The following is an 11,743-nucleotide window of genomic DNA, read 5'->3' as shown; positions in this document are numbered from 1 at the left end:
GGAGAAGTCCTCATGAACGGTCCACTGACCTACCAGGAGCTGGCTGCGCTGATGAAGAAGGGCGCGGGAGTCAGCGTCGACCCGCAGGAGATGGAGAGCCGGCCCGCGTCCGGCTTCGACGAGTACGGCCTGGACTCGCTCGGCCTCCTCGGCATCGTGGGCGTGCTGGAGAACCGGCACGGCAGGCCGCTCCCGGCCGACGCCGACCGGTGCAAGACGCCCCGTGAATTCCTCGACCTCGTCAACCACACCCTCATGACAGGAGCCTGAAGTGTCCGGACACACCGAGAACGAGATCACCATCGCCGCCCCCCTCGACCTGGTCTGGGACGTGACGAACGATCTGGAGAACTGGCCGCGGCTGTTCAGTGAGTACGCGGCGGTCGAGGTGATCGAGCGGGAGGGCGAGAGGACGAGGTTCCGTCTGACCATGCACCCTGACGAGAACGGCAAGGTGTGGAGCTGGGTCTCGGAGCGCACGACCGACCGCGCCGGGCGCAAGGTCGTCGCGCGCCGCGTCGAGCCGGGGCCGTTCGAGCACATGAACATCCGCTGGGAGTACTCGGAGGTCCCCGGTGGCACGAAGCTGCACTGGACGCAGGACTTCGCGATGCGGTCCGACGCGCCCGTCGACGACGCGTGGATGACCGACAACATCAACCGGAACTCGCGCGTCCAGATGGAACTCATCCGGGACAAGATCGAGCAGCGCGACCGCGAGCGCCGTACCGCCCCGGTCAACGCCCGCTGACCCCCCGCCCGCCCGCGTCCGGCCACCCCGCCGCCCCGGCGGGGTACCGGCCGGGTATCAGAAAGGCACCCCGCTCATGCACCACGCTCTGATCGTTGCCCGGATGGCGCCGGAGTCGGCGCCGCACATCGCCGAACTGTTCGCCGCCTCCGACCGCAGCGAACTGCCGCACCTCGTCGGAGTCAAGCAGCGCAAGCTGTTCCAGTTCGGCGACGTCTATCTGCACCTGATCGAGTCCGACCGCCCGCCGGGCCCGGAGATTGCCAAGGTGCACCAGCACCCGGAGTTCCAGGACCTCAGCCAGAAGCTCACCGCCTTCATCAGTCCGTACGATCCGCAGACCTGGCGTGGTCCGAAGGACGCGATGGCCCACGAGTTCTACCGGTGGGAGCGCGACTCCAGCGCCTGAGACACACACACGACAATCGCCCCGGGTCCGGCTGAAGAGCCGGACCCGGGGCGATTGCGTGAGGCGAAACGATTCAGCTGGGCACGATGCACTCGAACGCGTGCAGGTATCCGTTCACCGGACTGATGTCGCCGAGGATCAGCCCCGCTTCCTCCATCCGCCCGATCAGGCTCTCCTTGGTGTGCTTCGCACCGCCGACATTGAGGAGCAGCAGCAGGTCCATGGCGGTGGTGAACCGCATCGACGGGGTGTCGTCGACCAGGTTCTCGATGATCACGACCCGGGCACCCGGGCGGGCCGACGCCATAACATTGCGCAGTGTCCTGCGCGTGCTCTCGTCGTCCCATTCCAGGATGTTCTTGATGATGTAGAGATCCGCCTCGACCGGGATCGCCTCGCGGCAGTCCCCGGCGACGATGCTCGTCCGTCCGGCGAGCGCTCCGCCGTCCCGCAGCCGGGCGTCGGCGCGCGCGACCACGCCCGGCAGATCCATCAGCGTGCCGCGGACCTTCGGGTGCTTCTCCAGCAGGCTGGCGAGCACGTGCCCCTGACCGCCGCCGATGTCGGCGACCTCGGACACCCCTGCGAGGTCGAGGAGTTCGGCGACATCCAGCGCGGACTGCATGCTGGAGGTGGTCATGGCCCGGTTGAAGACGTGCGCCGACTCGTGCGCGTCGTCGTGGAGGTAGTCGAAGAACCCCTTCCCGTACACGTCGGGGAAGACGCTCGTGCCTGAGCGCACCGCGTCGTCCAGCCGCGGCCAGACCTCCCAGGTCCAGGGCTCGGTGCACCACAGGGAGATGTACCGCAGGCTGTTCGGGTCGTCTTCGCGCAGCAGTCGGGACATGTCGGTGTGGACAAAGCTTCCGTCGGCGGTCTCGGCGAAGACTCCGTAGCAGGACAGAGCGCGCAGCAGCCGGCGAAGCGGCGCCGGCTCGGCGTTCACTTGCGCCGCGAGCTCGGCCGCGGTGGCCGGCGTCTCACCGAGCGCGTCGGCGACGCCCAGCCGGGCCGCGGCGCGAACGGCCGCGGCGCAGGCCGCGCCGAAGACGATCTCGCGCAGCCGCATTCCCGGCTGCGGGGTGTGCAGGGGAGTGGTGGGGATGGGAGTAGTGCTCGCGGTGGTCATACCGTCTCGCTTCTTCTCGTGCGGCGGGTCACGGTCGGCACATGCCGGCCGGTGCGGACGTCGCGCATGTGTTGCCGGTGAAGGTGTTGCTCGGTCCGGCTTCCTGGTTGGCCAGGTCCGCGGGCCGGTTGCCCAGCACCACATTGCGGCTGATGGTGTTGCCGGTGTTGTGGGCGCCCACGAAGCTCTTGAACAGCACGAGGCCGCCGGAGAGCGGGGTGGCGCCCACGTTGTTCCGGATCGTGTTGTCGCGCACCTTGGTGTCCACGGTGCCGGTGAGGACGATGCCGGAGCCCTGAATGGCGGGCAGCCGGGGGGTCGCCGGGCAGAACTTGTTGTTGCCGGTGACCCGGTTGTTGTGGATGGTCATCACCCCGGCCTGCGGCTTACCCTCGTCGCCGACGACGAACATGCCGCTGCAGTTGCCGGTGAAGGTGTTGTCCCGGATGGTGAGGTTGCGGACGCGGCGGGCGGTGATGCCGATCCGGTTGTCCGTCAGCGTGTTGCCGCGGAGCTGCGTCCCGTGGGTGTCGGTGGCTCCGCCCTCCTCGTCCACGGTGTTCGCGACGAAGATGCCGGCGTCGCCGTTGCCGTGGGCGGTGTTGCTCCGGAGCTCGGAGCGGGTCGACCTCTCCTGGGCGATGCCCCAGACGCCGTTGGTCTCGGAGGTCACCTGCCCGACCTTCAGACCGTCGGTCCAGGACGCCCAGATGCCGTTCTTCTTGAATCCGGAGACGGTGAGGGAGCGGATGTTCACACCGTCGACGGTGTGAGCGGACGTGCCGAGCACGCAGATGCCGCTGCCGGCTTTCGCACAGGCGTTGCCGGCCTTGGTCCCGGTCGCGCTCGGCTTGATGACGGTCCGGGCCCCGCTGCCGCGCAGGGTCAGACCCTGCTTCTTGATCAGGACGCTCTCGTGGTAGGTGCCGGGCTGGACGACGATGGTGTCACCCGTCCGGGCGGCGTCCACGGCGGCCTGGATCGACTGGCCCGGCTGGACCGTGCGCACGGCCGGGGTAGCGGCGGAGACGGACGGTTCGGCGCAGGCCACCGCGGTGGCCGAGACGACTGCCATGCACACGAGGCTGGTGATGTGTCGTTTCCTCATGAGCCGAAGCTATGGGCGATCGGCGACCATCGCCACGCAGGGTGAGCGGACGAGCGTATCCCGTGCCCGAATGGCTTACGACCGGACGGCCGCGTCGCACGTCCGGGGGTGCTCGCGGGCTGAGGCAATCGAGTGACTCGGCGCGTCTCAGCCCTGAGCCCCGCTGCCGGGTGCCACGACAGAGCGGGCCCACCGGTAGTCGGCCTTGCCACTCGGTGAGCGCTGGATCTGCGGAGCGATCACCAGCTGCCGGGGGATCTTGTATCCGGCGAGACGGGTCCGGCAGTGCGCCTGGATGTCGTCGAGCGAGAGCTCGGACGTGCCTTCCCGCAGCTGCACGACCGCTGCCACGCGATTGCCCCACCGTGCGTCGGGCACCCCCGCCACCAGTGCGTCGTACACGTCCGGATGGGACTTCAGGGCTTGCTCGACCTCCTCCGGGTACACCTTCTCGCCGCCGGTGTTGATGCACTGGGAGCCGCGTCCGAGGACGGTGACTATGCCGTCCGCGTCAACGGTCGCCATGTCACCGAGCAGCACCCACCGCTGCTCTCCCTTGCGGAAGAACGTCTCCGCGGTCTTCTTCGGGTCGTTGTAGTAGCCGAGCGGCACATGTCCCCGTTGGGCGATCCGCCCCGGCTCGCCCGGGGCCACGGGTTCGTACGTCGATGGATCGACCACCAGAGTGCGGGAGTTGACCTGGAGGCGGAATCCGTTCTGCGGACCGGAGTCGGCCGTCGCCGTGCCGTTGAAGCCGGACTCGGACGAGCCGAAGTTGTTCAGCATCATCACGGTGGGCACCAGTGACTGGAACTCCGCGCGCACCGAGTCCGACATGATCGCGCCCGAGCTGGAGAGGGAGAACATGGACGAACAGTCGGTGCCCTTCAGCGGTCCCTTCAGTGCGTCGATCAGCGGCCGCAGCATCGCGTCGCCGACCAGCGACATGCTGGTGACCTTCTCCTTCTCGATCGTCCGGAGCACTTCCTCGGGGACGAACTTGCGGTGGATGACGACCCGCTGCCCGAAGTTGAACCCGATGAACGCGGTGAGCGTCGAGGTGCCGTGCATCAGCGGGGGAGTGGGGAAGAACGTGATGCCGCCACCACCCGCGGCCACCCGCTCGGCCAGTTCCTGCGGCGTCTTCACCGGCTCGCCGGTCGGGGCGCCGCCGCCGAGGCCGGAGAAGAAGAGGTCCTCCTGGCGCCACATCACGCCCTTGGGCATGCCCGTGGTCCCACCGGTGTAGATGATGAACTGGTCGTCGGCCGAGCGCGGGGCGAAACCGCGCCGGGGACTCCCCGCCGCCTCGGCATCGGCGAACGCCACGGCATCCGGACCGGGCGCGCCCGCCACCGGCGTGCCCACCCGTACGAGGTGGCGGAGCTTACGGGCCTTCGGCGCGGCGGCTGCGACCCGCTCGTCGAACTCGGCGTCGAAGACCAACGCGGCCAGATCCGCATCACGGTAGAGGTAGATCAACTCCTCTTCCACGTAACGGTAGTTGACATTGACTGGTACCAGGCGTGCCTTGAGGCAGGCCAGTACCGTCTGGAGGTACTCGATGCCGTTGTAGAGGTGGAGGCCGAGGTGCTCTCCCGGCGTGAGGCCCGCGTCGATCAGATGGTGGGCGATCCGGTTGGCGGCGGCGTCCAGCTCCCCGTAGGTGAGCCGGCGCTCCGCACCCGTACCGGGATGGTCGAGGTACACGAGCGCCTCGCGATCCGGGACCGCGTTGACGACCGACTCGAAAAGGTCGGCAAGGTTGTACTCCACCGTTCCTCCTGACCCCGGGGCGCTGAGTGGCTCGGCGGCCATTAGAGCGCCGACCCGCACAACTGGGAAGGGGTGCCGTAGAAGAAATCTGACTGACTGTCAGAAAACTATTGAACTGAACCCCGGCCTACTGCAACCTGTTCTGGATCTGGAGACGGGAGGCAGGCAATGGGTGGTACGGAACACCTCACCGTGCAGCGCGAAGGCGCCACACTGGTGCTCACCCTGAACAGGCCGGAAGCGAAGAACGCGCTCTCGCTGCCGATGCTGGTCGGGCTGTACGACGGCTGGCTGGCCGCCGACGAGGACGACGGCATCCGATCCGTTGTCCTGACCGGCGCGGGCGGTACCTTCTGCGCCGGCATGGACCTCAAGGCGCTGGCGGGCAAGGGGATGGAGGGCGAGCAGTACCGGGACCGGATGGCGGCCGACCCCGATCTGCACTGGAAGGCGATGCTGCGCCACCACCGCCCCCGCAAACCGGTCATCGCCGCAGTCGAGGGATACTGCGTGGCCGGCGGCACCGAGATCCTGCAGGGGACAGACATCCGCATCGCCGGCGCGAGCGCCACCTTCGGACTCTTCGAGGTCAAGCGCGGACTGTTCCCCATCGGAGGCTCGACGGTCCGGCTGCCGCGCCAGATCCCCCTCACCCACGCCCTCGAAATGCTGCTCACCGGACGCCCGTACAGCGCCGACGAAGCCGCCCGCATCGGGCTCATCGGCCGAGTCGTCCCCGACGGAACCGCACTGGAGCAGGCCCTCGACGTTGCCGAGCGGATCAATGCCTGCGGCCCGCTCGCCGTCGAGGCCGTCAAAGCCTCCGTGTACGAGACCGCCGAGATGACCGAAACCGAGGGCCTCGCCGCCGAACTGAAGCGCGGCTGGCCGGTCTTCGCCACCGCCGACGCCAAGGAAGGCGCCCGCGCCTTCGCCGAGAAACGCCCGCCTGTGTACCGGCGCGCCTGAGCCAAGGAGACAACTGTGCCCGACGTCCTCAGCGCACCGCTGGTGGTCGAATTCCCCTTCACCCGCTCCCTCGGCCCCGTCCAGAGTGCCTTCCTCACCGGACTGCGCGAGCGGACCGTCCTCGGCGTGCGGACCGCCGACGGAAGAGTCCTCGTCCCGCCCGTCGAGTACGACCCGGTCACCGCCGAAGAACTCCGCGAACTGACCGAGGTCGCCCCCGCGGGCACCGTCATCACCTGGGCCTGGAACCCCGCCCCGCGCCGCGACCAGCCCCTGGCCACCCCGTTCGCCTGGGTGCTGGTCAAGCTGGACGGGGCCGACACCGCCCTGCTCCACGTCCTCGACGCACCGGGACCCGGAGCAGTGCGCACCGGCATGCGCGTCCGCATCCGCTGGTCCCCGGAGCGTACCGGTGCCATCACGGACATCGCCTGCTTCGAACCGTACGAGGGCGAGATCAGCCAACCATCCCCGCACAGCGGTGAGTTCACGGACCCTGTCACCGGCATCGTCACCCCGGCCCGCCTCGACTACACATACACCCCCGGCCGCGCCCAGAACGCGTACCTCAACGCCCTTTCCGAGCAACGCACCGTCGGCGAGCGCTGCCCGTCCTGCCGCAAGGTGTACGTCCCGCCCCGCGGCGCCTGCCCCACCTGCGGCGTCGCCACCACGGAACAGGTCGAGGTCGGCCCGCGCGGCACCGTCACCACGTACTGCATCGTCAACATCAAGGCGAAGAACCTCGACATCGAAGTGCCGTACGTCTACGCCCACATCGCGCTCGACGGCGCCGACCTCGCCTTGCACGGACGGATCGGCGGCATCCCGTACGACCAGGTGCGCATGGGGCTGCGGGTCGAACCCGTCTGGACCGGGGAGGGCCGCCACCCCGACCACTACCGGCCCACCGGAGAGCCGGACGCCGACTACGACGTGTACAAGGGGCTGCTGTAGATGCGAGACGTAGCGATCGTCGCCTTCGCGCAGACGGATCATCTGCGGCGCGCCGACGAACTCTCCGAAGTCGACATGCTGATGCCGGTCCTCCACCAGGTCTTCGACGCCACCGGTCTGAAGGCGAGCGACATCGGGTTCACCTGCTCGGGATCCAGCGACTACCTCGCCGGCCGAGCCTTCTCCTTCACCATGGCGCTCGACGGCGTCGGCGCCCACCCGCCGATCTCCGAGTCCCATGTGGAGATGGACGGCGCCTGGGCGCTGTACGAGGCATGGGTGAAACTCCAGACCGGCGAGGCCGACACCGCCCTCGTCTACGCGTACGGGAAGTCCTCTCCCGGCAACGTGCGCGACGTCCTCACCCGCCAGCTCGACCCGTATTACGTCGGCCCGCTCTGGCCCGACTCCGTCGCCCTCGCCGCACTCCAGGCCCAGGCGCTGATCGACGCCGGCCACACCGACGAGGCCGCCCTCGCCGCGATCGCCCACCGCAGCCGCACCGCTGCCGCGGACAACCCGCACACACAGCTTTCGGGTTCGGTCCCGGCCGGTGACTACCTCGTACAGCCGCTCCGCACGGGGGACTGCCCGCCGGTCGGCGACGGCGCCGCCGCCGTGATCCTCGCCGCCGGCGACACCGCACGCGCCCTGTGCACCCGCCCCGCCTGGATCCGTGGCATCGACCACCGCATCGAGGCCCACAGTCTCGGGGTGCGCGACTTGACCGACTCGCCGTCGACCCGCCTCGCGGCCGAACGCGCTGGAGCCTTCGAAGGACCGGTGGACACCGTGGAGCTGCATGCCCCGTTCACGTCGCAGGAGGTCGTGCTGCGCAGGGCGCTCGGACTCGATGCCGACGTCAGCGTCAACCCGTCCGGAGGAGCGCTCGCGGCCAACCCCGTCATGGCTGCCGGACTGATCCGGCTCGGCGAGGCCGCGGCCCGCATCCAGCGTGGTGAGTCGGACCGGGCGCTCGCTCATGCCACCTCCGGGCCCTGCCTGCAACAGAATCTGGTCGCCGTCCTCGAAGGGGAGGCCGCTCATGCCTAAGGAGCCCGTGGCCGTCGTCGGCATCGGCCAGACCAAGCACGTCGCCGCCCGCCGGGACGTCTCCATTGCCGGCCTGGTCCGCGAAGCCGCTGTCCGCGCGCTGCAGGACGCCGCACTGACCTGGGCGGACATCGACGCCGTCGTGATCGGGAAGGCGCCGGACTTCTTCGAAGGCCTGATGATGCCGGAGCTCTATCTGGCCGACGCCCTCGGCGCGGTCGGCAAACCGATGCTGCGGGTGCACACTGCGGGCTCGGTCGGCGGTTCCACCGCACTCGTCGCCGCGAATCTGGTCGCTGCCCGGGTGCATCGCACCGTTCTCACCCTGGCCTTCGAGAAGCAGTCCGAGTCCAACGCCATGTGGGCCCTGTCACTGCCCATCCCGTTCCAGCAACCCCTGCTCGCGGGCGCGGGCGGCTTCTTCGCCCCGCACGTGCGCGCGTACATGCGTCGCACGGGAGCGCCCGACACAGTCGGCTCGCTCGTCGCGTACAAGGACCGGCGCAACGCGCTCAAGAACCCGTACGCACACATCCACGACCCGGACATCACTCTCGAGAAGGTCCAGGCGGCACCGATGCTCTGGGATCCGATCCGCTACTCCGAGACGTGTCCGTCCTCGGACGGCGCGTGCGCGATGATCCTCACCGACCTGGCCGGTGCGGACCGTTCACCGCATCCGGCCGCCTGGGTGCACGGCGGGGCGATGCGCAGCGAACCGACCCTCTTCGCGGGCAAGGACTTCGTGTCACCGCAAGCGGGCAAGGACTGCGCCGCCGATGTGTACCGGCAGGCCGGGATCGCCGACCCGCGCAGGGAGATCGACGCCGTGGAGATGTACGTCCCGTTCTCCTGGTACGAGCCGATGTGGCTGGAGAACCTCGGTTTCGCCGACGAGGGGGAGGGCTGGAAGCTCACCGAGTCCGGCGTCACCGAACTCGACGGCGATCTGCCGGTGAACCCCTCGGGCGGAGTGCTCTCCACCAACCCCATCGGTGCCTCCGGCATGATCCGCTTCGCCGAGGCCGCCCTGCAGGTACGCGGACAGGCGGGCGAACACCAGGTGCCGGACGCCCGCAAGGCGCTCGGCCACGCCTACGGCGGTGGGGCGCAGTTCTTCTCCATGTGGCTGGTCGGGGCCGAACCACCCACCGGCTGACCCGGCTGCCGTCCCGGACAGGCCGAACGACCCCTGGCCGCGGCCTGTCCGGGACCGCCGACGGTGGCTAGGCTTTGGCCGGGACGACGAGCGGGAGGAGCCGACGTGGCGGAGAGCACCACCACCCAGCAGCCCTTTGCCGGCTGGGACAAGCCGAACCTCGATCTCAGCAACGCGAACTGGCAGCCGGGCACTCAGGGGGCCGGGGATGTCCAGATCGCCTTCGTCGAGGGATTCATCGCGATGCGCAACGCCGGCAGACCCGGCAGCCCTTCGCTGATCTTCACTCCGGCCGAATGGCGGGCCTTCGTGGTGAACGCCCGCGACGGCGAGTTCGACCTCACCTGACGTCCGGCCTCACCCGAGGGCCGCCCCGCCCCGCCCAGGACGGACGACGGGGAGACATTTGCCGTCGTACGGTCCCTGCGCGCAGCCGTCCGGGCACTCTTCGCGCAGGCCGTCGGCCCCGACGAGCCGAGTCCCGCCGACGCGCGCAGCCTGATGCCCGTGCCAAAGGCACTCGATCGGCTCAACACCGTCGGCCGCCGCCGTCCCGACCGCCTCGTACCTGGAGTGGCCGGACGACGGCGCCCCCTTCGTCTCTCGTCACCCGACCGGAGGTACGCCGCGGCGGAACGCCCTGCCCACCGCCCTGGCCCGCACCGCGATGGGCTTCCGGGCCGGACCGGACTTGGCTGCACTGCGTGCCTGCCACGCCCCATGGTGCGTCCGCTACTGCGTCAAGGAGCACCCCCGCCAGGAGTGGAGCACACCGTCCGGTGGCAACCGCGCCCGAGCGGCCCGCCACCACGAGCGGCACCGCACCCCGCCTTCGCAGGGCGTACCGCAGTAGCGTGGCGATCATGACTGGCGAGCGTGATCTTCGAACCCTGCTGAGCAGCCTGCGGCCGAAGCTGAATCCCGGCCGGTACGTCTTCACCACGGTGCCCGGCGCCGTAGTCCCCGCCGGAGTCATTCCCGTGGTGACGGTCGCCGAGCCCGAAGGGCTGACTCTTGTGATCCCGGAATCGGAAGCCCTCGCCGCGGGGCTTGCGTACGACTATGTGGCGGCCTGGATCACTCTTCGTGTCCACTCCGCCCTGGACGCAGTCGGACTCACCGCCGCCGTGGCGCTGGCCCTCACGGACGCGGACGTCAGCTGCAATGTGGTGGCGGGCTACCACCACGACCACCTGTTCGTCCCCCACGGGCGTGGCGCCGAGGCGGTGAGTGTGCTGCAGGCCCTCGCCGCGGAGTCCGACGGGAGGGTCTCCGGGCCCGGCTCCGCAAGGTGAGCCGGGACACGTAACATGTCTGCATGTCCTTCCTCCGCCGCCGTAGCGCCGCCACACCCGCGGGCCCGGATTTCGACGTCCTGGCCATGGACCCGGGCGACTGGCCCGGAAATCTCGGCGCCGGTCTGCTGCCCGCCCCCGACGGGAGCTGTCAGGGCGTCTTCCTGCGGTACGACCTGTTCGGCGGCCGCGGACCGGCGATGATCATCGGCAATCTCCCGGAGGGCTCGCCCGCCCGCGAGACCGAGGAGGGCCAGGTCCCCTTCGAGGTCGCGCAGCTGCTGCTCGCGCTGGAGAACGACGAGCCGGTCGAGGTGACCGGCACCGATGACATGCCGGTGATGCAGGGTGACAACCTGCTGATCGTCCGGCGCGTCAAGCTCTCCGAGACCCGGATCTCCTGCGTCCAGTTCGACCGCAGCGACGGGGTGCTCGTCACCATCGCCAGCTGGGACCGGCCGATCACCGATGATCTGTACACCCTCCTGAAACCGCTGCCGGCCGAGCTGTTCCAACAGGGCTGAAACGTCCCTGCTTCTCCGACCCCGGCATCCCGCAAGGGCCGTCCGTACTGATCGGGCGGCCGCGGGGTACTCCTGTCCGAGTACTCGCAGCCTCTGTCCGGGAGGCTGCTTTGTCATGCGTCTCGTCCGGGTAGTCATCGGACCTACAGCGTCATGCGGCACGATAGGCCAGATCATCGTCGGCCGCCTCGCCGCGGACTGCCCGGGACAGGTCACCTTCACGCTGCGCTACACCTCACCGCGCAGCGACGGCCGCTACCTGCTGATCGCCTCGTCCCGCGCCGGATCGCTGCCCGCCAACATCCAGGGCGTCTGGAACAAAGGATCAGTCCGCGGACTGCGCGCCCGGGGTGGTTTCACCGTCGACCTCGAATGGTTCGCGAGGCAGGCCTGCCGTGTGGTGATCACGGCGAGCCGCAGCCGCCAAGTGACTGTCCGCAGCTCACTGTTCGCGAACGGCAAGAAGGTCTGCCAGGGCGTGTTTCGAAAGTAGCGTCGTCCGCCCGGCAGGCGGGACGTTCGAAACACGCCCTAGAAGACTCATGAAGATCTTGTTGAGGGGCTGTCCGGCCGTAGGCCGGGTGGCCCCTTGGTCTATGTGGTGGCTGGGTTG

General features: G+C 69.2%; 13 protein-coding genes and 1 pseudogene. 11 read left to right on the top strand and 3 right to left on the bottom strand.

Annotated features, from left to right (window positions below; all coding sequences use genetic code 11):
* Positions 1–12 precede the first annotated feature (12 nt).
* From ACNPQM_RS33110 to ACNPQM_RS33100, 3 genes are all read left to right on the top strand, one after another.
* Complete coding sequence (locus tag ACNPQM_RS33110; RefSeq protein WP_358862486.1) at positions 13–270, top strand: acyl carrier protein; 258 nt, start codon at positions 13–15, stop codon at positions 268–270.
* Between the two features lies 1 nt (position 271).
* The gene (locus ACNPQM_RS33105; RefSeq protein ID WP_358862487.1) at positions 272–751 is read left to right on the top strand and encodes an SRPBCC family protein; all 480 of its coding nucleotides are present in this window, start codon (positions 272–274) and stop codon (positions 749–751) included.
* A gap of 76 nt (positions 752–827) precedes the next feature.
* Positions 828–1,160: a TcmI family type II polyketide cyclase gene (locus ACNPQM_RS33100; protein WP_358862488.1), complete on the top strand. Its 333-nt coding sequence runs from the start codon at positions 828–830 to the stop codon at positions 1,158–1,160.
* A gap of 73 nt (positions 1,161–1,233) precedes the next feature.
* On the opposite strand, the gene ACNPQM_RS33095 is transcribed toward ACNPQM_RS33100, so the two are convergent.
* From ACNPQM_RS33095 to ACNPQM_RS33085, 3 genes are all read right to left on the bottom strand, one after another.
* Positions 1,234–2,289: a methyltransferase gene (locus tag ACNPQM_RS33095; RefSeq protein WP_358862489.1), complete on the bottom strand. Its 1,056-nt coding sequence runs from the start codon at positions 2,287–2,289 to the stop codon at positions 1,234–1,236.
* Between the two features lie 28 nt (positions 2,290–2,317).
* Positions 2,318–3,364: a right-handed parallel beta-helix repeat-containing protein gene (locus ACNPQM_RS33090; RefSeq protein ID WP_358862490.1), complete on the bottom strand. Its 1,047-nt coding sequence runs from the start codon at positions 3,362–3,364 to the stop codon at positions 2,318–2,320.
* 180 nt (positions 3,365–3,544) lie between these two features.
* Positions 3,545–5,173 (bottom strand): acyl-CoA synthetase, encoded by a 1,629-nt coding sequence (locus tag ACNPQM_RS33085; RefSeq protein ID WP_418086850.1) that lies wholly within the window; start codon positions 5,171–5,173, stop codon positions 3,545–3,547.
* 168 nt (positions 5,174–5,341) lie between these two features.
* Between ACNPQM_RS33085 and ACNPQM_RS33080 the strand changes: the two genes are divergently transcribed.
* From ACNPQM_RS33080 to ACNPQM_RS33045, 8 genes and pseudogenes are all read left to right on the top strand, one after another.
* Positions 5,342–6,142, top strand: coding sequence for a crotonase/enoyl-CoA hydratase family protein (locus tag ACNPQM_RS33080; RefSeq protein ID WP_358862492.1), 801 nt, complete (start codon positions 5,342–5,344; stop codon positions 6,140–6,142).
* A gap of 15 nt (positions 6,143–6,157) precedes the next feature.
* Positions 6,158–7,099: a Zn-ribbon domain-containing OB-fold protein gene (locus tag ACNPQM_RS33075; protein WP_418086849.1), complete on the top strand. Its 942-nt coding sequence runs from the start codon at positions 6,158–6,160 to the stop codon at positions 7,097–7,099.
* Entirely contained in the window at positions 7,100–8,152 is a 1,053-nt protein-coding gene (locus tag ACNPQM_RS33070) for a thiolase domain-containing protein (protein ID WP_418086848.1), read from the top strand. It abuts the gene before it with no gap.
* Positions 8,145–9,311, top strand: coding sequence for a thiolase domain-containing protein (locus ACNPQM_RS33065; protein WP_418086847.1), 1,167 nt, complete (start codon positions 8,145–8,147; stop codon positions 9,309–9,311). The genes ACNPQM_RS33070 and ACNPQM_RS33065 overlap by 8 nt, the downstream gene beginning before the upstream one ends.
* A 105-nt stretch (positions 9,312–9,416) precedes the next feature.
* Positions 9,417–9,659 (top strand): DUF397 domain-containing protein, encoded by a 243-nt coding sequence (locus tag ACNPQM_RS33060; RefSeq protein ID WP_358862496.1) that lies wholly within the window; start codon positions 9,417–9,419, stop codon positions 9,657–9,659.
* A 515-nt stretch (positions 9,660–10,174) separates the two neighbouring features.
* Entirely contained in the window at positions 10,175–10,606 is a 432-nt protein-coding gene (locus ACNPQM_RS33055) for an ACT domain-containing protein (protein WP_418086846.1), read from the top strand.
* A 23-nt stretch (positions 10,607–10,629) separates the two neighbouring features.
* The gene (locus ACNPQM_RS33050; RefSeq protein WP_030928952.1) at positions 10,630–11,130 is read left to right on the top strand and encodes a hypothetical protein; all 501 of its coding nucleotides are present in this window, start codon (positions 10,630–10,632) and stop codon (positions 11,128–11,130) included.
* A gap of 250 nt (positions 11,131–11,380) precedes the next feature.
* Positions 11,381–11,623: pseudogene (locus ACNPQM_RS33045) on the top strand (glycoside hydrolase family 95-like protein); the annotation flags it as partial.
* Positions 11,624–11,743 lie beyond the last annotated feature (120 nt).

This window comes from Streptomyces sp. NPDC056231, assembly GCF_048270745.1.
Taxonomy (GTDB): Bacteria; Actinomycetota; Actinomycetes; order Streptomycetales; family Streptomycetaceae; genus Streptomyces.
The sequence above is the reverse complement of the archived record's forward strand: the minus strand, read 5'-3'. Positions and strand labels throughout refer to the sequence as shown.

Excerpts from the sequence above, each read along its gene's own strand:
- ACNPQM_RS33070 (WP_418086848.1), top strand. The coding sequence starts at position 7,100 with ATGCGAGACGTAGCGATCGTCGCCTTCGCGCAGACGGATCATCTGCGG.
- ACNPQM_RS33065 (WP_418086847.1), top strand. The coding sequence starts at position 8,145 with ATGCCTAAGGAGCCCGTGGCCGTCGTCGGCATCGGCCAGACCAAGCAC.
- ACNPQM_RS33080 (WP_358862492.1), top strand. The coding sequence starts at position 5,342 with ATGGGTGGTACGGAACACCTCACCGTGCAGCGCGAAGGCGCCACACTG.
- ACNPQM_RS33055 (WP_418086846.1), top strand. The coding sequence starts at position 10,175 with ATGACTGGCGAGCGTGATCTTCGAACCCTGCTGAGCAGCCTGCGGCCG.
- ACNPQM_RS33110 (WP_358862486.1), top strand. The coding sequence starts at position 13 with ATGAACGGTCCACTGACCTACCAGGAGCTGGCTGCGCTGATGAAGAAG.
- ACNPQM_RS33090 (WP_358862490.1), bottom strand. The coding sequence starts at position 3,364 with ATGGCAGTCGTCTCGGCCACCGCGGTGGCCTGCGCCGAACCGTCCGTC.
- ACNPQM_RS33100 (WP_358862488.1), top strand. The coding sequence starts at position 828 with ATGCACCACGCTCTGATCGTTGCCCGGATGGCGCCGGAGTCGGCGCCG.
- ACNPQM_RS33050 (WP_030928952.1), top strand. The coding sequence starts at position 10,630 with ATGTCCTTCCTCCGCCGCCGTAGCGCCGCCACACCCGCGGGCCCGGAT.
- ACNPQM_RS33095 (WP_358862489.1), bottom strand. The coding sequence starts at position 2,289 with ATGACCACCGCGAGCACTACTCCCATCCCCACCACTCCCCTGCACACC.